The 20,456-nt window shown below is 63.1% G+C and carries 16 protein-coding genes; 15 read left to right on the plus strand and 1 reads right to left on the minus strand.

Annotated elements, in window-relative coordinates:
* Nucleotides 1–72 precede the first annotated feature (72 nt).
* The 14 genes from F1609_RS11430 (at nucleotide 73) to F1609_RS11495 (ending at nucleotide 18,248) form a co-directional block, all read left to right on the plus strand.
* Complete coding sequence (locus tag F1609_RS11430; protein WP_167076561.1) at nucleotides 73–1,086, plus strand: arabinan endo-1,5-alpha-L-arabinosidase; 1,014 nt, start codon at nucleotides 73–75, stop codon at nucleotides 1,084–1,086.
* A 270-nt stretch (nucleotides 1,087–1,356) separates the two neighbouring features.
* Nucleotides 1,357–2,316, plus strand: coding sequence for an ABC transporter substrate-binding protein (locus tag F1609_RS11435; RefSeq protein ID WP_167076562.1), 960 nt, complete (start codon nucleotides 1,357–1,359; stop codon nucleotides 2,314–2,316).
* Between the two features lie 8 nt (nucleotides 2,317–2,324).
* Entirely contained in the window at nucleotides 2,325–3,851 is a 1,527-nt protein-coding gene (locus F1609_RS11440; protein WP_167076563.1) for a sugar ABC transporter ATP-binding protein, read from the plus strand.
* The gene (locus F1609_RS11445) at nucleotides 3,851–4,891 is read left to right on the plus strand and encodes an ABC transporter permease (protein ID WP_229421846.1); all 1,041 of its coding nucleotides are present in this window, start codon (nucleotides 3,851–3,853) and stop codon (nucleotides 4,889–4,891) included. The genes F1609_RS11440 and F1609_RS11445 overlap by 1 nt, the downstream gene beginning before the upstream one ends.
* A complete protein-coding gene (gene yjfF, locus F1609_RS11450) occupies nucleotides 4,888–5,850 on the plus strand; it encodes a galactofuranose ABC transporter, permease protein YjfF (RefSeq protein WP_167076565.1) in 963 nt (320 codons plus the stop codon). Before F1609_RS11445 ends, yjfF begins: the two co-directional genes overlap by 4 nt.
* 142 nt (nucleotides 5,851–5,992) lie before the next feature.
* On the plus strand, nucleotides 5,993–6,946 hold the full coding sequence (locus F1609_RS11455) for a glycoside hydrolase family 43 protein (protein WP_167076566.1): 954 nt from the start codon (nucleotides 5,993–5,995) through the stop codon (nucleotides 6,944–6,946).
* 57 nt (nucleotides 6,947–7,003) lie between these two features.
* A complete protein-coding gene (locus F1609_RS11460) occupies nucleotides 7,004–7,945 on the plus strand; it encodes a LysR family transcriptional regulator (protein WP_167076747.1) in 942 nt (313 codons plus the stop codon).
* A 19-nt stretch (nucleotides 7,946–7,964) separates the two neighbouring features.
* On the plus strand, nucleotides 7,965–8,474 hold the full coding sequence (locus F1609_RS11465) for an acyl-CoA thioesterase (protein ID WP_370661620.1): 510 nt from the start codon (nucleotides 7,965–7,967) through the stop codon (nucleotides 8,472–8,474).
* Between the two features lie 199 nt (nucleotides 8,475–8,673).
* Nucleotides 8,674–9,810, plus strand: coding sequence for an OmpA family protein (locus tag F1609_RS35345; protein WP_167076568.1), 1,137 nt, complete (start codon nucleotides 8,674–8,676; stop codon nucleotides 9,808–9,810).
* Nucleotides 9,811–10,013: 203 nt separating this feature from the next.
* Entirely contained in the window at nucleotides 10,014–11,453 is a 1,440-nt protein-coding gene (locus F1609_RS11475) for an ice-binding family protein (RefSeq protein WP_167076569.1), read from the plus strand.
* A gap of 29 nt (nucleotides 11,454–11,482) precedes the next feature.
* On the plus strand, nucleotides 11,483–12,625 hold the full coding sequence (locus F1609_RS35350; protein WP_167076570.1) for an OmpA family protein: 1,143 nt from the start codon (nucleotides 11,483–11,485) through the stop codon (nucleotides 12,623–12,625).
* A gap of 240 nt (nucleotides 12,626–12,865) precedes the next feature.
* Nucleotides 12,866–14,284: an ice-binding family protein gene (locus tag F1609_RS11485; protein ID WP_229421827.1), complete on the plus strand. Its 1,419-nt coding sequence runs from the start codon at nucleotides 12,866–12,868 to the stop codon at nucleotides 14,282–14,284.
* Between the two features lie 21 nt (nucleotides 14,285–14,305).
* Nucleotides 14,306–15,445: an OmpA family protein gene (locus tag F1609_RS11490; RefSeq protein WP_167076572.1), complete on the plus strand. Its 1,140-nt coding sequence runs from the start codon at nucleotides 14,306–14,308 to the stop codon at nucleotides 15,443–15,445.
* 250 nt (nucleotides 15,446–15,695) lie between these two features.
* Complete coding sequence (locus F1609_RS11495) at nucleotides 15,696–18,248, plus strand: excinuclease ABC subunit UvrA (RefSeq protein WP_167076573.1); 2,553 nt, start codon at nucleotides 15,696–15,698, stop codon at nucleotides 18,246–18,248.
* Nucleotides 18,249–18,413: 165 nt separating this feature from the next.
* Here F1609_RS11495 and F1609_RS35060 read toward each other — a convergent pair whose 3' ends face one another.
* Nucleotides 18,414–18,536 (minus strand): hypothetical protein, encoded by a 123-nt coding sequence (locus tag F1609_RS35060; RefSeq protein ID WP_267876785.1) that lies wholly within the window; start codon nucleotides 18,534–18,536, stop codon nucleotides 18,414–18,416.
* A gap of 198 nt (nucleotides 18,537–18,734) precedes the next feature.
* On the opposite strand from F1609_RS35060, the gene F1609_RS11500 reads away from it, so the two are divergent.
* Nucleotides 18,735–20,441: a RecQ family ATP-dependent DNA helicase gene (locus F1609_RS11500; RefSeq protein WP_167076574.1), complete on the plus strand. Its 1,707-nt coding sequence runs from the start codon at nucleotides 18,735–18,737 to the stop codon at nucleotides 20,439–20,441.
* The last annotated feature ends 15 nt before the right edge of the window (nucleotides 20,442–20,456 follow it).

Consider the following 20,456-nt stretch of genomic DNA (forward strand, 5'->3'; position numbering starts at 1 on the left):
TCTTCCTTACCCCTTGCTCCGTCAGTCCCGCCTGCGCGGGAATGACGATGTTGACTTTGTCGGGATCTCCATATGCGTCAGTCAGTTCAGTTTTTCCTCTGCGCAGCCAGCCTGCTAATCACCACCGCCACCTTCGCCAAACAAGTCAGCGTCCACGACCCGGTAATGGCCAAGGAAGGCAACACCTTCTACCTGTTCAGCACCGGCCCCGGCATCACCTTCTACAGTTCGCCCGACATGCGCAACTGGAAGGAAGAAGGCCGCGTCTTCCCCGGCGAACCCGCCTGGGCCAAAACAGCCGCCCCCAGCTTCAACGACCACATCTGGGCGCCTGACATCTATTTCCACGACGGCAAATACTACCTCTACTATTCCGTCTCCGGCTTCGGTAAAAACACGTCCGGCATCGGCGTGACTACCAACGCCACTTTGAACCCGCGCGCCGCCAATTACAAATGGCAAGACCAGGGCATGGTCCTGCAATCGGTCCCCGGCCGCGACAACTGGAACGCCATCGACCCCAACATCGTGGACGATGCCAGCGGCACGGCGTGGATGTCGTTCGGCTCGTTCTGGAGCGGCATCAAGCTGGTCAAGCTGGATGCCTCGCGCACGCGCCTGGCCGAACCGCAAGCCTGGCACACCATCGCCCAGCGCACCCGGCCCGCCGGCGTGCCGGAAGAAGACGCCGGCCCGGCCGAAATCGAAGCCCCGCACATCCTCAAGAAGAATGGCTATTACTATCTGTTCGTCTCCTGGGGCCTGTGCTGCAAGAAAGAAGCGAGCACCTACCACGTCGTCATGGGCCGCTCGAAAAACGTCGCCGGTCCCTACCTCGACCGCACCGGCAAGGACATGGCCAAGGGCGGCGGCTCGCTGCTGGTCAAAGGCAACACGCAGTGGAAAGGCGTGGGCCACAACAGCGCCTACACCATCGACGGCAAGGACCTGCTGGTCATGCACGCCTACGAAACGGCCGACAACTACCTGCAAAAGCTCAAAATCCTCGACATGACGTGGCACAAGGACGGCTGGCCCACGATCGACCCGCAAGACCTGGACCGCTATCAGAGCAAGCAACAATAAAGCGAACAATAAGGCTGTCATGAGACAACTCATTGCAGCCGCGCTGCTGGCTTGCCGCTAAGCCGATTTCGTTGGCTGGGGGGCTTGTACGGTGTCCACGTATTGCGAGCTCATTGATCCGCTCGCGACGGGGTACGGTAGCGTTCCGGCTTGATACCGATTTCGGTATCGCATCGTTAAAAAAATTAATTGGATGGATATGTAACTTTCTCATAAGATAGGGTAATAAAAGGAGTCCCGAATTCCGCCCCTAAAAACAGGAGACAACACATGAACATCACCCGCAGGGCCGTTCTGGCTACCGCATTGCTTGGCGCTTTCACCGCTTTCCCCGCGCTTGCCGCCAAACCGCTGACCATCGGCTTTTCGCAGGTCGGCGCCGAAAGCGAATGGCGCACTGCCAACACCATGTCGATCAAGGATGCCGCCAAGAAGGAAGGCATCAACCTCAAATTCGCCGATGCCCAGCAGCGCCAGGAAAACCAGGTCAAGGCGATCCGCTCCTTCATCGCCCAGCGCGTGGACGTGATCGCGTTCTCGCCGGTGGTGGAGTCGGGCTGGGAAACCGTGCTGCGCGAAACCAAAGCTGCCAAAATCCCGGTCATCCTCACCGATCGCGCTGTCAACGTCACCGATACCTCCCTGTACGCCGCCTTCATCGGGTCCGACTTCGTCGAAGAAGGCCGCCGCGCCGCGCGCTGGCTGGTCGAACGCGCCGCCAAGACACCCGATCGCACCTTCAACATCGTCGAACTGCAGGGAACCGTCGGCTCCGCGCCCGCCATCGACCGTAAGAACGGCTTTGCCGAAGTTATCGCCAGCAATCCCAAGCTGAAAATCACCCGTTCCCAGACCGGCGACTTTACCCGCGCCAAGGGCAAGGAAGTGATGGAAGCCTTCCTCAAGGCGCAGGGCAAGGATATTCATGTGCTCTACGCACACAATGACGACATGGCCATCGGCGCCATCCAGGCGATCGAAGAAGCGGGCCTGAAACCGGGCGTCGATATCCTGGTGATATCGATCGACGGCGTCAAAGGCGCATTCCAGGCCATGATCGCCGGCAAGATGAACGTCACCGTCGAGTGCAGCCCGCTGCTCGGGCCGCAACTGATGTCGATCGCGCGCAATGTCGTGGCCGGTAAACCTGTGCCGAAGCGCATCACGACGGTCGAGGGCGTGTTCCCGGCTGAAGTGGCTGCCAAGGAACTGCCGAACCGCAAATACTAGGCCGTGCCATGATCAAGGCACCGAACGCCGCTGCTCCGGTGCTGGAGCTGCACGGCATTAGCAAGCAATTTCCCGGCGTGAAGGCGCTCAGCGATGTGGGCCTCAAGCTGTACGCCGGGGAAGTCCACACCCTGATGGGCCAGAACGGCGCCGGCAAGTCCACCTTGATCAAGGTGCTGACCGGCGTGTACGCGCCCGACAGCGGCACCATCGTCATGGAAGGGCGGGAAATCCGCCCTGGCTCGACCCAGGATGCGCAGCGCCTGGGCATCAGCACCGTATACCAGGAAGTGAATCTGTGCCCGAACCTGTCGGTGGCCGAGAATATTTTCATCGGCCGCTATCCGCGCAAGTTCGGCATGGTGGACTGGGGCGGCATGCGCGCGCAGGCGGCCAGGCTGCTGGAACAGCTGGAAGTGCGCATCGACGTGCGCGCCCGGTTGTCCGGCTTTCCGCTGGCGATCCAGCAGATGGTGGCAATTTCGCGCGCGCTCAATATTTCGGCGCGCGTGCTGATTCTCGATGAGCCGACTTCCAGCCTGGACGAGGCCGAAGTGCAGCTGCTGTTCCGCGTGCTGCGCAAACTGCGCGATCAGGGCATGGCGATCCTGTTCGTGACCCATTTCCTGGACCAGACCTACGCGATCTCGGACCGCATCACCGTCATGCGCAATGGCGAGCGCGAGGGCGAGTATGCCTGCGCCGAGCTGTCGCGCCTGGCGCTGGTGAACAAGATGGTCGGCGCGCCCGATGCCAGCGAGCATCCGGCCGACCTGATGCATCCGGGCGCCGCCCGGGAAGCACCGGCCGTCCTGCTGCAAGCGCGTGGGCTGGGGCGCAAGGGCGCGCTGGCGCCGCTCGACCTGGACATCCGCGCCGGCGAAATGCTGGGCCTGTGCGGACTGCTCGGCTCGGGCCGCACCGAAGCGGCGCGCCTGCTGTTCGGGGCCGACAAGGCCGACAGCGGAACCCTGCGCATCGGCGAGCGCAGCCATCCCTTCGGTTCGCCGCGCGACGCCATCGAGGCCGGTATCGGCTTTTGCTCGGAAGACCGCAAGCACGAAGGCGCCATCCTCGAACTGTCGGTGCGCGAGAACATGATCCTGGCCTTGCAAGCGCGCGCCGGCATGTTGCGCGCGATTCCCTTGCGCCAGCAGCAGGCCATGGCGCTCGATTATGTGAAGTGGCTGGGCATCAAGACGGCCGATATCGAAACACCGATCGGTTCGCTGTCGGGCGGAAACCAGCAGAAAGTGCTGCTGGCGCGCTGGCTGGTCACCAAGCCGGCGATGCTGATCCTCGACGAACCAACGCGCGGCATCGACGTGCGCGCCAAACAGGAAATCATGGATTACGTTAGCGGACTTTGTCGCAAAGGGATGGCAATCCTGTTCATCTCCTCCGAACTCCCGGAAGTTCTGCGCTGTAGCGACCGGCTGGTCGTGATGCGCGACCGCAAGGCCTGCGGCGAATATCAGCGCGGCGAACTGGACGATACATCGGTGCTGCAAGTAATCGCTGGAGAAACAGCATGATGGCCGCGCAGGCCCGGCCCGCCGCGAAACAAGACGCCACGCCGTTGATGACCTCGCTGCTGCGCCACCCGCTGTTCCGCCCGCTGGCGGCGCTGGCGGTGCTGCTGCTGATCGACCTGGTCGCGATTCCCGGTTTCTTCCACATTTCCATCAAGGACGGCCACCTGTACGGCAGCCTGATCGACATCGTCAACCGCGCCGCCCCGCTCATGCTGGCCGCGCTCGGCATGACCCTGGTCATCGCCACGCGCGGCATCGATATTTCGGTCGGCGCCGTGGTGGCGCTGTCGGGCACGGTGGCGGCGATGCTGACCGGCGGCGGCCCGCAAGCCGAAACACCGCTCATCTGGGCCATGGCGGCCGCCATCGGCGCGGCCCTGCTGTGCGGGCTGTGGAACGGGGTGCTGGTGTCAAGCCTGGGTTTGCAGCCGATCGTCGCCACCCTGATCCTGATGGTGGCGGGCAGGGGACTGGCGCAGCTGCTCACCGACGGCCAGATCGTCACGGTCTACTACGAACCGTTCTTTTTCCTCGGCGGCGGCTACTTTGCCGGCCTGCCGTTTTCGCTGACGGTGGTGGCGCTGGTGTTCGCCGTCATCGCGCTGATGATGCGCAAGACCGCGCTCGGCCTGTTCATCCAGGCGGTCGGCATCAATCCGGTGGCGGCGCGCCTGGCGGGCCTGAAAACCGCCTCGCTGATCATGTTCGTGTACGTGTTCTGCGCCGCCTGCGCCGGCCTCGCCGGCCTGATGATCAGTTCCAACATCAAAAGCGCCGACGCCAACAACGCCGGCCTGCTGCTCGAACTCGACGCCATCCTGGCCGTGACCCTGGGCGGCACCTCGCTTGCCGGCGGCAAGTTCAGCCTGGTCGGCAGCGTGATCGGCGCGCTCATCATCCAGACCCTGACCTACACCATCTACTCGCTCGGCGTGCCGCCGGAAGTGAACATGGTGGTCAAGTCGGTGGTCGTGTTCCTCGTCTGCCTGTCGCAGTCGGCGGAATTCAAACAATTGTTTTCGCGTGCGAGGACTGCATGAAGTCGCCTTACTTTACCCCGCTGGTCACGCTCGTCCTGCTGCTGGCCATGCTCGGCATCGGCGGGGCCGTGTACCCGGGCCTGCTGTCGGTCCAGGTGATCCTCAATTTGCTGATCGATAACGCCTTCCTGCTGGTGCTGGCGATCGGCATGAGTTTTGTGATTCTGTCGGGGGGTATCGACCTGTCGGTCGGCTCGGTGCTGGCGCTGGCCACCATGATCTCGGCCTGGCTGCTGCACGTGGCGCACTGGCCGCCGCTGGCGGTCATCGCCCTCGTACTGCTGCTGGGCGCGCTGTTCGGTGGCGGCATGGGCGCCATGATTCATTACTTCAAGCTGCAACCGTTCATCGTCACCCTGGCCGGCATGTTCCTGGCGCGCGGCCTGTGCTACCTGATCAGCATTAACTCGATCACCATCGACGACCCGCTGTACCTGGCCATGTCGCAGACCCAGCTTGGCTTCCTGGGCGGCTTCGTGTCGCCGAGCGCGCTCATTGCGCTGCTGATGCTGGGGCTGGCGGTTTTCCTGGCCCACTTTACCGCCTTCGGGCGCGGCGTGTACGCCATCGGCGGCAACGAACAATCGGCCCTGATGATGGGCTTGCCGGTGGCGCGCACCAAGGTGCTGGTGTACGCCTTCAGCGGCTTTTGCGCGGCGCTGGCGGGGGTGCTGTTCTCGTTCTACATGCTGTCGGGCTACGGCCTGCATGCGCAGGGCACCGAGCTGGACGCCATTGCGGCGGTGGTGATCGGCGGCACCTTGCTCAGCGGCGGTTATGGCTACGTGGCCGGCGCGCTGTCCGGCGTGCTGGTGCTGGGCACGATCCAGACCCTGATCGCCTTCGACGGCACGCTCAGCTCATGGTGGACCAGGATCGTCATCGGCGCCTTGCTGTTCATTTTTTGCGTGGTCCAGCGCCTGATGGCCATGGGCGCGGCACGGCGCGCGGCGGCCTGACGCGGCCCGGCCTGACGCGGCCCGGCCTGACGCGGCCCGGCCTGACGCGGCCCGGCCTGACGCCCTGCGCGGGCCGCCCTGCGCGGGTCGCCCTGCGCGGGTCGCCCGATCTCATTCCAACTACCAGCAACAGGAGACAACCATGATCAAATTCGGATTGAGCGCACTCGCGCTCGGCTTCGCCACGGGCATTGCTTCGGCCGCCAACCCCATCATCAGCAATATCTTCACGGCCGACCCGGCCGCGCTGGTCGACAAGGGCCGCGTGTACCTGTACGTCGGCCATGACGAAGCGAAACCGGACGGCAAGGATTACGTCATGAACGAATGGCGCGTCTATTCTTCGTGCGATATGAAAACCTGGAAAGACCACGGCTCGCCGGTGCAGTTTTCCACCTTCAAGTGGGCCGGGCGCGATGCCTGGGCGGCCGACATCACCGAGCGCGGCGGCAAATACTATTTCTATGCCACGGTCGACCACAAGACGATTCCCGGCAAGGCCATCGGCGTGGCCGTGTCCGACAGCCCGACCGGCCCCTTCGTGGACGCGCGCGGCAGTGCCCTGGTCAGCAACGACATGACCAAACACACCGATATCTTGTGGGACGACATCGACCCGGGCGTCTTCATCGATACCGACGGCCAGGCTTGGCTGTACTGGGGCAACACGGTGCTCAAGTACGCCAGGCTCAAAGCCAATATGACCGAGCTGGACGGCCCGATCATGACGCACGCAATCGAGTCGTTTACCGAAGCGCCCTACGTGCACAAGCGCGGCGCCACCTATTACCTGTCGTACTCGCGCTACTTCCCCGAAGAGATGGTGTATGCCACCAGCACCAGCCCGGCAGGCCCGTGGACCTTCAAGGGCGTGATCATGGACGAGAACGAGAAGGTCAAGACCATCCACCAGGCCATCATCGACTTCAACGGCAAGTCCTACGTGTTCTATCACAACGCCAAATTGCCCGGTGGGGGCGAGTTCCGCCGTTCGGTGGCGGTCGAGGAGCTTCATTACAAGCCGGATGGCAGCATCAGCTTCGTGCCGCAGACGGACAGCGGGCCGGCGGCCAACCCGTCGCCGGGCTGCCAATGATATCCAGATCGGTATGTTGCAACGCGTACCGATATCAATCAGGGGTATGATTCCATGATGGAGACACTCAACCCCAACTGGTTTTTAAAGGCGCGCCTGAAAACGCGCCAGCTGCTGCTGCTGATCGCGCTCGACGACCACCGCAACATCCACCGCGCCGCCGAGGCGCTGCACATGACCCAGCCGGCGGCGTCGAAACAGATCAAGGATCTGGAAGAGATGCTCGACGTCAAGCTGTTCGAGCGCCTGCCGCGTGGCATGGAGCCGACCATGTTCGGCGAAACCATGGTGCGCCACGCGCGCATGGCGCTGACCAGCCTGGCGCTGGCGCACGACGACATCGTGGCGCTGAAAGCCGGGCTGGCGGGGCAGGTCGAGGTGGGCGTGATCATGACGCCCGCCATGGCGCTCCTGCCGCGCGCGATTGCGCGCATCAAGGAGCAGGCGCCGATGCTGCGGATCGGCGCGCATGTGGAGACGAGTAATATCCTGCTCGACAAACTTCAGCATGGCATGCTCGACTTCATGATCGGGCGCATCCTCGAAAAAGACAATTCCGCCGGCCTGATCTATGAAGAACTCAACGAGGAACCGGCCTGCGCCGTGGTGCGCGTCGGCCACCCCTTGCTGGACGTCGACCAGCTTGAACTCAGGCACATCGCCGGCCAGCCGTGGATCTTGCCGCCGCACGGCAGCATCTTGCGGCACCGCTTCGACATGATGTTCCACCGCGCCGGGCTCGACATTCCCGTGAACGTGGTCGACACCACCGCGCTGCTCTTGATCACGGCGCTGCTGCAGCAGACCGATTCGCTGCACGTGATGCCGGTCGACGTGGCCAGGTATTACGCCTCGCTCAATGTGCTGAGCATCCTGCCGATCGAGTTGCCCTGCAAGATGGATGCCTTCGGTATCATTCGCCAGAAAGACCATTTGCTGTCGCCGGGCGCCGAGCTGCTGTTGCAGGCGGTGCGCGTGACGGCGCAGGAAATGATTTGATCCCTCACCTTTTGCGAGCATGTCGATGAGCAATGACACTACCCCCGCGCGTCCGCGCGAGATCACCCTGCGTTTCCTGGCCGAGCCGACCGACGTCAACTTCGGCGGCAAGGTGCACGGCGGCGCCGTGATGAAATGGATCGACCAGGCCGGCTACGCCTGCGCGGTCGGCTGGAGCGGCTATTACTGCGTCACCGTGTATATCGGCGGCATCCGCTTCTATAAACCCATCTTCATCGGCCAGATCGTCGAAGTGAAGGCGATGGTTGTCCATACAGGCAACTCGAGCATGCACATCGCCATCGATGTCTCGGCCACCGAGCCGAAGACCGGCGCGCGCAAGCGCACCACGCGCTGTCTGATCGTGTTCGTGGCGGTCGACAATGCCGGCGATACTGTCAAAGTACCGGCCTGGACTCCCTCAAGCGAGGACGACAAGCGCTTCGAGCAGTACGCCATCCACATGGCCGCGTTGCGTAAAGAGCAGGAAGAAGAGCTGCTCGCCACCGAGACAGCGCCTTCTGTGTGACAATATCGCCACACTTTGTGGTTTTTCGGTGAAAATTTTTCAATTTCCAAACAGTTATGTTCGCTAACGAACCGAACGAGTGTTGTGGTTAAGGAATAGTGGATACCGAGCTAAGCACAAAGCATTAGCGAAAACGACAGCAGCGATAAACCAACGGGCAGGCCCAGTCTGCCCCAACACATAAACGAGAGAATACAACATGACCCTGACTAAGAAAATCGGTACTCTGAGCGCAATCGGCTTCGCCATGCTGGCAGCACAAGCATCGGCACAAGACCAGTTCGTGAACCCAGAGTGGGCAAACACCGCGACCTACATCGGCGCCGGTATCGGCCAGACGCGCAGCTACACCAAAGCGGCTCCGGTCATCAAGAACCTGAACGGTCAAGGCGGTTTTGTCAATTCGTGGAATTCCGACGAAAAAGACATGGGTTACAAATTGTTCGTCGGTAAGCAACTGAGCCGCTACTTCGCAGTAGAAGCTGGTTTCTTCGACCTGGGCAACTTCAACGTCCAAACCCGCAACAACCTGGGCGGCGTTGTGAACGCTGAACAGAAGTACAAAGGCGTGAACCTGGACCTGATCGCACAAGTTCCAATGAGCGAGCGTTTCTCGGTCTACGGCCGTGCTGGTATGCATTACACCAAAGCAACGACCCAGTTCTCGGGTAACCGCGCTGTTGGCCTGTTCGCTGGCGAATCGAGCGAGAAGAAGCTGAACCCGAAATTCGGCGTTGGCCTGGAATACAAATTCACCGAAGCGCTGGCTCTGCGCGCCGAAGCTGAAAACTATCGCATCGACGACGCACTGCGCAGCAACGGCAACACCAAGATGTACTCGCTGAACCTGGTCTACAAACTGGGTCGTCCGGCAGCATCGGCGCCAATGCCAGCACCAGCGCCAGCACCGGAAGTCGCACCAGCACCAGCACCGGCGCCAGCACCGGCACCAATGCCGGCAGCGCCACAGCCAGTGTCGGAAAAAGTCTCGTTCGCCGCTGAAGCCCTGTTCGACTTCGACAAATCGGTTGTCAAGCCAGAAGGCAAAGCAGCCCTGGACGATCTGCTCAACAAGCTGCAAGGCATGAACACCGAAGTCATGGTCACCGTCGGCCATACCGATTCGGTCGGTTCCGATGCGTACAACCAGAAACTGTCGCTGCGCCGCGCTGAAGCTGTCAAAGCTTACATCGTGTCGAAAGGTGTTGAAACCTCGCGCGTCTACACCGAAGGCAAGGGCGAGTCCCAGCCAGTTGCAGAAAACAACTCGGCAGAAGGCCGCGCTAAAAACCGTCGCGTGACGGTTGAAGTAGTCGGTACCCGTACTGCCAAGTAATTCTTCGCCACACTAAAAAAGCCGCCGCGCCCCTTGGGGCCGGCGGCTTTTTTTGCGTTGACTGCTGAGAGTGTTGTTGAAGTAATGAATATTTCTCGTTTAAAAATGCTATGTACGGTTCCGAACTGAGTAGAGCGTTACAAACGGCAATAGTGAGTGACGTTGCTGTTCTCCGGCTACAAGCTCACCTGAAGGAACCCAGAATGACCATTAGAAAACACGCGAAGGCACTCATGTGCATCGCCGGATTGCTCGCAGTTTCCTTCCTCGCCGCATGCGGCGGGGGCGGGGACCAGGGCCGCGACCCGATTCTCGGCCAGGGCGCCGCCAATCTGGTCAGCGTTGCCGTCACGCCCGCCAACGCCACCGTGTTGACCGCCGAAACGCGCCAGTTCACCGCCACCGCCACCTACGCCGATGGCTCATCGCGCGATGTAACGGCCGACTCAGCCTGGTTGTCCGCCTCGCCCGGCATTGCCGGCGTGAGCCCGGCCAAAGGCCTGGCCACCGGTATCAGTTCCGGCAGCGCCGCCATCAGCGCCACCTTTTCCGGCAAAACCGGGGCTGCCACCCTGGTCGTGACGACCCCGTTGCCGCCGCCGCCACCTGTGGTCACCCTGTTGTCGATCACGGTGACGCCGTCGACTGCGACCATCGCGCCCGGTGCAACCCAGCAATTTGTCGCCATCGGCAACTATTCGGATAAATCGACCGCCATCATCACCAATGCGGTGAGCTGGACGTCGGGCGCGACTGCCACCGGCACCATCCTGCCGTCCGGCATGGCGACTGGCGTTGCCGCCGGCAACACCACCATCAGCGCCAGCAGCGGCGGCCAGATCGGCAGCGCCGTGCTCAACGTTACCGTACCGCCCGTGATTCCGGTCACGCCGCCAGTCACCCCGCCGGTCACGCCACCAGTCACCCCGCCGGTTACGCCACCGGTTGTGCCGCCCGTGGTGCCACCGGTGATGCCGCCTGTCGGCCCGATCGAACCTCCCGGCGTGCCGCAGGTCCCCACCGTCCCACCGGTCGTGCCGCCAGCGGCCGGCATCAGCCTCGGTCGCGCCGACAGCTTCGCCGTGCTTGCGGGTACCTCGATTACCAATAATTCCGGTGGCACGACCCTGGTGACCGGCGACGTCGGCGCGCCGTCGCAAACCACCGCGCCGGTCCAGGCCGCCGGTTACGCCAACTACAGCTCGGGCCAGATCCTGGCCGGTGCGCTGGCTGACTTGCAAGTGGCTGTCACCAGCGCCAATGCGCAGACCTGTACCGTCAATTCGGCCTCCGGCATCGACCTCGGCGGCCTGGTGCTCAAACCGGGCGTGTACTGCTACGCCGGCGCCATCAGCATCACCGGCACCTTTACCATGGACGGCCCGGGTGTCTACATCTTCCGCACCGCGTCCACGCTCAACAGCACGGCCAACGCCGTGGTCGCGCTGACCGGCGGCGCCTCGGCTTCCAGCGTGTACTGGATCCCGGCCGGACCGACCACCCTGGGTGCGAACGGCGTCTTCAAGGGATCGATCCTGAGCCAGTCGGCCGCCATTACCGTGGGCGACAACACGACCCTGCAAAGCGGCCGTGCGCTGAGCGGCGCCGCCGTCACCCTGCGCAATAACCAGATCAGCAAATAAGCCGACCTCCATTTTTCCGAAAGAACATCATGACATTAGCAAAACACATCGGCGCCCTGAGCGTCATCGGCTGCGCCCTGCTTGCCAGCCAGGCTGCCCGGGCCGACGAGCCTTTCGTCAATCCCGAGTGGGCCAACAGCGCCTGGTACATCGGCGCCGGCATCGGCCAGTCGCGTGCCAACATCGACAATGAGCGCCTCACGCGCAGCCTGACCGCCAACGGCGCCAGCCTGTCGTCCTTCAAGGTCGACGAGCGCGAACTGGCTTACAAACTGTATGTCGGCAAGCAGCTGAACCGCTACTTCGCGGTCGAGGCCGGCTTTTTCGACCTGGGCAAGTTCAGCTTCGACGCCACCACCTCGCAAAATGGCCGGCTGGTCGGCGAAGCGGGTTTCCGCGGCGTCAACATGGACCTGGTGGGGCAGTTGCCCCTGTCCGAGCGTTTCTCGCTGCTGGGCCGGGTCGGCATGAACTACGCCAAGGCCAGCACCCACTTCAGCGGCAACCGCCTGTTCGCGGTGACCAATCCCAACCCAAGCGAGCGCAAGCTCAATGCCAAGGCAGGGCTGGGGCTGGAATTCAAATTCAGCGAAGCGCTGGCGCTGCGCGCTGAAGTCGAGCGCTACCGCGTCAACGACGCTGTCGGCAATCGCGGCGATGTCGACCTGGCGTCGATGAGCCTGGTGTACAAGCTCGGCCGCCCGGCGGCGAGCCGCCCGGTCCCCGTCGCGCCGGTCGAGCCTGCCGCGCCAAGCGTGACGCCGGCGCCGGCCATCGTACAGCCGGCCCCGGCCGCGCCGGTTGCCGTCTCGGAAAAAGTCTCGTTCGCCGCCGAAGCGCTATTCGACTTCGACAAATCGGTGGTCAAGCCGGAAGGCAAGGCTGCCCTGGACGATCTGCTGAACAAGCTGCAAGGCATGAACACCGAAGTCATGGTCACCGTCGGCCACACCGACTCGGTCGGTTCGGACGCTTACAACCAGAAACTGTCGCTGCGCCGCGCCGAAGCGGTCAAGGCTTATATCGTCTCGAAAGGTGTTGACACTTCGCGCGTCTACACCGAAGGCAAGGGCGAATCGCAACCGGTGGCCGACAATAAAACCGCCGAAGGGCGCGCCAAAAACCGCCGCGTGACGGTGGAAGTGGTCGGCACCCGCAGCGTCAACAAGTAACTCACCCGCAACAATTGCTTAACCGGGGTCAGACCCCGGTGTCGCCCGCCGGCATCCTTTCTTTTCCCAAACTTGGGTGGGAACGGAGGCCGGCGGGACATTTCCGTTGTATTTAAGTACAATGTTGCCGATCTTTAAGTCGTTATGTTCGCTATCGCACAGAATTGCGCGTTGTGGAAGATAATCATATTGAATACATCTCGTAACGACGAGAAATTTTCATTCCCCAAGGAAGATTTAATGAACATCCAAAAATATACAAGAACTTTGCTCTGCACAACCGGCCTGCTGGCTGCGGCAGTGCTCACCGCCTGCGGCGGCAGCAGCGACAACGGCCGTGATCCGATCCTGGGCCTGCCGGCTGCGGAACTGGTCAGCGTCAGCGTCACCCCGGCCAACGCCACCGTCCTGGTTGGCGCAAGCCAGCAGTTCATGGCCACCGCCAGCTATGCCGACGGCACCTCGCGCAACGTGACCGACCTGTCGACCTGGGCCTCGGCCTCGCCGGCGATCGCGCGCGTGACCCCTGCGGGCGGCCTGGCAACCGGCCTGACCCCTGGCAGCGCGGCCATTACCGCCGCTTTCGGTGCTAAAACCGGCGCTGCCACCCTGAAGGTCAATGCCCAGACGCCAGTGACCCCACCCGTGGTGGTGAGCCTGACCGGCCTGTCGGTGACTCCTGCCAGCGCCAGCGTGCGCGTCGGCGCCAGCCAGCAGTACACCGCCATCGCCACCTATTCCGACAGCTCGACCGCGGTCATCACCAACAACGTGAACTGGATCTCGGGCAGCACGGCAATTGCCACCATCGCCCAATCGGGCAGCGCCACCGGCGTCGCCGCCGGCAATGCCGTGATCACGGCCAGCTCCGGCGACAAGAGCGCCACCGCGGCGCTGACTGTCACGCCTGCGCTGGTCATCGACCCGCCGCCGGTTGTCGTGGTACCGCCGGTTGTCGTTCCACCAGTCGTCGTTCCACCAGTCGTGGTACCGCCAGTCGTGGTGCCGCCAGTGACCGTACCGCCGGTCACCACGCCACCGATCGTTGATTTCCCGAGCGATGGCAGCATCGGCCTGGGCAGCATCCGCGACTTTGCCGTACTGGCACGTACCACCATCACCAACAACGCCGGCGGCACGACGCTCGTGACCGGTAACGTTGGCGGCCCGGTGCAGAATGTCGAACCGCCGCAGGCGCCTGGCTTCCTCAACATCAAATCGGGCTTCGACCTGAGCCGTCCTTTCGAGGACCTGCAAACCGCCGTTATCAATGGTAATAACCGTACTTGCACCGTCCTCTCGGATGTGGGCATCGAACTCGGCGGCCTGGTGCTGAAACCTGGCGTGTACTGCTACTCGGGTGCTGTGACCCTGACAGGCAAGCTGACCCTGAGTGGTGGCGGCCCGTACATCTTCCGCGTTAAGTCGACCCTGACCACGTCAGCCAACTCGGTCATCGAACTGACCAATGGCGCCAACCATAACCTGGTGTTCTGGATTCCGTTTGGCGAGACCAATCTGGGCGCCAAGAGCGCGTTCCAGGGCACCATCCTGAGTGCCGGCGAAGACATCAAGGTTGGCGACGGTGCGTCGGTCTTGAATGGTCGTTTGTTGAGCGGCAAGGCTGTCGTCCTGCTCAACAACAAAATCACCAAATAAAAAAACTTTCGAGAGAAAACAATGACATTCACTAAAAAAGCGGGCCTCGTGGGCGCCATCGGCTGCGCCCTGGTAGCCGGGCAGGCGACAGCGGCGGACGACGTCTTCATCAATCCGGAATGGGCCAACAGCGCCTGGTACGTGGGCGGCAATGTCGGCCAGTCGCGCGCCAGCATCGACGACGTGCGCCTGATCCGCAGTCTGACCGCGAATGGCGCGGCCATGACCAACTTCACGGCCGATGAGAAAGATGTCGGCTACAAGTTGTACGTCGGTAAGCAGCTGAACCAGTACTTCGCGGTTGAAGCCGGCCTGTTCGACCTGGGCAAGTTCGGCTTCAAATCGACCACCAGCCAGAACGGCACGCTCAACGGCGAAGCCGGTTTCCGTGGCGCCAACCTGGATCTGGTGGCGCAAGTGCCGCTGTCGCAGCGTTTTTCGGTATTCGGCCGTGCCGGCATGAACTATGCCAAGGCGACCACGCGCTTTAACGGCAACCGCCTGTTCGCGGTGACCAATCCAAGCCCAAGCGAGCGCAAGCTCAACGCCAAGGCCGGTTTCGGCCTGGAATACAAGTTCAGCGAAGCGCTGGCCTTGCGTGGCGAAGTCGAGCGTTACCGCGTCAACGACGCCGTGGGCAACCGCGGCGATGTCGACCTGTTCTCGGTCGGCCTGGTCTACAAGATCGGCCGCCCGGCCGCCAGGCCGGTCGCCGCACCGGTCGAGCCGCCGCCGCCAGCGGTCGTGCCGACTGTTGCGCCAGCGGCTGCCCAGCCGCCGGCCGAGCCAGCCAAGCCGGTGCCAACCTCGGAAAAAACCACCTTCTCGGCCGAAGCCCTGTTTGCGTTCGACAGCTCGGTGCTGCGTCCAGCGGGCAAGGCCTCGATCGACGAGCTGCTCTCCAAGCTGCAAGGCATGGATACCGACGTCATGATCACGGTCGGCCACACCGACTCAATCGGCAGCAACGCGTACAACGAGAAACTGTCGCTGCGCCGCGCCGCGTCGGTCAAGACCTACCTGGTGTCGAAAGGCATTGATGCTTCGCGCATCTACACCGAAGGCAAGGGCGAAACCCAGCCGGTTGCCGACAACAAAACGGCTGAAGGCCGCGCCAAGAACCGCCGCGTGACGGTGGAAGTGGTTGGCATGCGCCGCTAAGCCGATCCGGCTTGCAGTGCAAAAAAACCGCCCGGCCCCGCGCCCGGCGGTTTTTTTTATTTCCCCGGCGGTGTCCCCGTGGCGGTGTCAGGTATGACACTCGGACACGAGCCCAACATTAGGCTGTGCGCAACTGCCGAGCACGTGTCCGATTGTCAGACCTGACACCAGGTGTTTTGGTGTGGGAACGTACGGTGGCGATAAGCGGACTGGGGTCTAATGGCAGCTGATCATTGATTGGCAGCTCCCCATGCGCAAGAAAAACGACGACGCTCCCGCCATCGCACCGCTGGCCAGGCCCGGCTTCGTCCAGGTGCGCGGCGCGCGCGAACATAATCTGAAGAACGTCGATGTCGATATCCCGCGCGATGCGCTGGTGGTGTTTACCGGCGTCTCCGGCTCCGGCAAGTCCTCGCTCGCTTTCGGCACGCTGTACGCCGAGGCCCAGCGGCGCTATCTGGAATCGGTGTCGCCCTATGCGCGCCGCCTGTTCCACCAGATGCCGGTGCCCGAGGTCGACGATATCGACGGCCTGCCGCCAGCCGTCGCCCTGCAACAGCAGCGCGGCTCGCCCACCACACGCTCGTCGGTCGGCAGCGTCAGCACCTTGTCCAATTCGCTGCGCATGCTGTATTCGCGCGCCGGCGACTACCCGGCGCGCCAGCCGCTCCTGTACGCCGAATCGTTTTCGCCCAATACCCCGGAAGGCGCGTGTCCCGAGTGCCATGGCCTGGGCCGCGTGTATCAGGTCACCGAACAGTCGATGGTGCCCGACGATAGCCTGACCATCCGCGAACGCGCCGTCGCCGCCTGGCCCACCGCCTGGCACGGCCAGAACCTGCGCGATATCCTGGTCACCCTCGGCTACGATGTGGATACGCCCTGGCGCGACCTGCCGAAAAAGGTGCGCAACTGGATCCTGTTCACCGACGAGACGCCGACCGTGCCCGTGTACGCGGGTTTTACGCCCGACGAAGTGCGCGCCGCGCTCAAGCGCAAAGAGACGCCGAGCTACCAGGGCACCTTTACCGGCGCGCGCCGCTACGTGCTGCAAACCTTCGCCAGCACCGAAAGCGCGTCGATGAAAAAACGCGTGGCGCGCTACATGGTCGGCGCCGAATGCCCGCTGTGCCACGGCAAACGCCTGCGCCAGGAGTCGCTGTCGGTCACCTTCGGCGGCATGGACATCGCCGACATCTCGCGCCTGCCGCTCGAACGCCTGTCAACGCTGCTGCGCCCTTTCGCCGACGGCAGCGCCAAGCGCAATGCCAGGGCGGCGGCCGCGCATCCCGAAAAAGTCATCGTCACGCGCCGCATCGCCGAAGACCTGATTGCGCGTCTCGACGTGCTGCTGGCGCTGGGCCTGGGCTACCTGTCGCTCGAGCGCGGCACGCCGACCCTGTCGCCGGGCGAGTTGCAGCGCCTGCGCCTGGCCACCCAGGTGCGCTCCAACCTGTTCGGCGTGGTGTATGTGCTCGATGAACCATCGGCCGGCCTGCATCCGGCCGATACCGAAGCCTTGCTGACGGCGCTGGCGCAGCTCAAGGCGGCCGGCAATTCGCTGTTCGTGGTCGAACACGCGCTCGATGTGATCCGCCACGCCGACTGGATTGTCGATGTCGGCCCCGAAGCGGGGGAGCAGGGTGGCCAGCTCCTGTACAGCGGCCCGCCCGAAGGGCTGCGCGAGGTGGCGGCATCGCATACACGCCGCTACCTGTTCGCGGCCGATCCGCCGCCGGCGCGCACGCCGCGTGAACCGGCGGCCTGGCTGCGCCTTGAAGGCGTGACCCGCAATAACCTGCACCAGCTCGATATCGACCTGCCGCTCGGCGTCATGGCCAGCGTGACTGGCGTCTCGGGTTCCGGCAAATCGAGCCTGGTCAGCCAGGTGCTGGTGGAGCTGGTCGGCGCCGCGCTAGGCCAGCCGCAGGTGGCGCAGGCCGAGGAGGGCGACGAGCCGGAACACGAAGAAGTCATTCCGACCGAAGGGCGCATCGCGTCCGGCATTGAGTATATCAAGCGCCTGGTGCGGGTCGACCAGAAGCCGATCGGGCGCACGCCGCGCTCGAACCTGGCCACCTACACCGGCCTGTTCGACCATGTGCGCAAACTCTTCGCCGCCACCAGGACGGCGCGCGCGCGCCATTACGACGCGGGCCGTTTTTCGTTCAACGTGGCCAAGGGCCGCTGCGAGCATTGCGAGGGCGAGGGCCAGGTGATGGTCGAACTGCTGTTCCTGCCCAGCGTGTACGCGCCATGCCCGACCTGCAACGGTGCGCGCTACAACGCGAAGACCTTGGAAGTGACCTGGAACGACAAGAACATCGCCGAGGTGCTGGGAATGACGGTCGATGCGGCCGCCGCGTTCTTTGCCGAAGAAGCGCCGGTGGCGCGCTCGCTGGAGGTGCTGCGCGATGTTGGCCTGGGCTACCTGCGCCTGGGCCAGCCGGCCACCGAGCTCTCTGGCGGCGAGGCGCAGCGCATCAAGCTGGCCACGGAGCTCCAGCGCGCCGCGCGCGGCAATATGCTGTACATCCTCGACGAGCCGACCACCGGCCTGCATCCGTCCGATGTGGACAAGCTGCTGGTGCAGCTCGAACGGCTGGTCGACGCCGGCAACAGCGTGATCGCGGTCGAACACAATATGCGGGTGGTGGCGGCGAGTGACTGGGTGATCGATATCGGCCCGGGCGCCGGCGACGCCGGGGGCAAGGTGGTGTATTCCGGTCCACCGGCCCTGATGGCGCGGGAAAAACGCAGCCGTACAGCGCCGTATCTCAGCAAATTCCTGGCGGGAGAATGAACTGTGTCGCGGGAGATGGCATGACGGCAAGGCGCGAGCGGGTAGCCGTCACGCGACGTGACGCCCTACGCGGTGAACGCGTAGCTTCGGGCGCCGTCGCCAGGATGACGAGACGGGTAGGCGGCAAGCGGCGCGTTACCGCGCAAAACGCAGAACATCCGGCGATTAATGGAAGAACAGCGCGGCGGCGTAGTCGTTCAGTACATCGGTGGAGCACAACAGATACGTTGCGGCGCTAGCCAGGCCTACGTGCAGGGCAGCCCAAGTCAGTGGAAATAAGCGCATCATGATGTCCTCCGGTCGTGCGTTAAGTAAATTGCTTCTGGTATGTGATTATCTTAATCAAGGTTCTCAGCAGAAACTATCGGCAAAACGTCCGACGAAATGTAGGACGTTGGCTCGCGATCTCGGCTGTTGTATTCCTCCTACGAAAAATGTAGGCGGCGTCCTATGGCGCACCGTTTGTGTGCGTCTTAAAGTTGTGTCATGACTACTCACAACCGACAACTGCTCAACAACGGCGCCCGCGCCGCCCGCCGCCATACCATCAAGAAGCTGCTGCGCTCGATTTTCGGGGTGGAGAGTCTGCGCGATGGCCAGCAACAGGTGATCGACAGCGTCCTCGACGGCAAGGACACGCTGGCGATCATGCCGACCGGTAGCGGCAAATCGCTGTGCTACCAGATCCCGGCGCGCATCCTGGAAGGCACCACGATCGTGGTCTCGCCCCTGATCTCGCTGATGAAAGACCAGCTCGAAAAGCTCGACGCCCTTGGCGTGCGCGCCGTGCAGGTCAACAGCAGCCTGAGCCGCGAGGAGGAGGACGCCGCGATGGAAGGCATCGGCAGCGGCTTTTACGAGATCGTGTTCTGCACGCCGGAGCGCTTGTCGACGCCATCGTTCCTGGACACGTTCAAGGAAATCAGGATCGCCCTGGTGGTGATCGACGAAGCGCACTGCATCTCGCAGTGGGGCCACGATTTCCGTCCCGCCTACCTCGAAATGGCGGCCGCCATCGACGCCCTGAAACGCCCGCCGGTGCTGGCACTGACCGCCACCGCGACCGAAGATGTCATGTCCGACATCGGCCGCCAGCTTGGGCGCGCGCGCATGAACGTCGTCAATACCGGCATCTACCGGCCAAATTTGCATTACCGTGTGGCGCAGGTCACCAACAACAACGAGCGCTATGCGCGCGCGCTGGAATACGTGCAGGCCTCGACCGGCGTGGGCATCGTGTATGCGGCCACCGTCAAGGCGGCCGAAGAGATGCTCGAGATCCTGGTTGGCGCCGGCGAAAGCGCCACCATCTATCATGGCAAGCTGCCGGCAGCTGTTCGCAAGCGCAACCAGGATGACTTCATGTCGGGCGAGAAGCGCGTCATGGTCGCCACCAACGCCTTCGGCATGGGCATCGACAAGCCGGACACCCGCTTCGTGCTGCATCTTCAACTGCCGGCCAACCTCGAAGCCTACTACCAGGAGTCCGGCCGCGCCGGGCGCGATGGGAAGGACGCCGAATGCACCTTGCTGTACTTCCAGGACGACAAACGCCTGCAGCAGTTCTTCCTCGTGAAGCACTACCCGACCGCCAACGACCTGAAAGCGATTTATGACGCGATCTGCGCCATGGCCGGGGAAGAGAAGGTCGTGTTCGACCGCCTCGACGACCAGTTGCCGGATCTCGCCTCGGGCAAGCTGAAAATCTGCCTCAAGCTGCTCAAGGACGGCAAGCTGCTGCGCCAGAACCGCAAGCTCGAATACATCGTCACTTCCAAAGAGGCCAGCGCCGGCCTGTTCGACGAGCTCTCCGAAATCTACGCGCGCAAGCAGGAACGCGACCGCGAATGCCTGGAGCAGATGGTATCGTACGCAGTGAGCGGCTTTTGCCGCTGGAAGGTGCTGCTCGATTATTTCAAGGATGAAGTCGAGGGCTTCGACAAGTGCTGCCGCTGCGATAACTGTCTCAATCCTCCTGCGGTGGCCGAAATCGAGATCCGCGACGACGAATTCGAACGCGACCCTGACCCTGACTCGGCGCCGGCGGCCCCCCACTTCGAGCCGGGCGCCCAGGTGCGCGTGCCCAGGTTCGATGTCGGCACCGTGGTGTCCATGGCGGGCGACCAGGTCACCATCGTCTTCCCCGAGCACGGTGAAAAAACCTTCCTGATCGATTACGTCGACGCTGTCTGACAAGGAGAACACACA

This window comes from Massilia aquatica, assembly GCF_011682045.1.
Lineage (GTDB): Bacteria > Pseudomonadota > Gammaproteobacteria > Burkholderiales > Burkholderiaceae_D > Telluria_A > Telluria_A aquatica.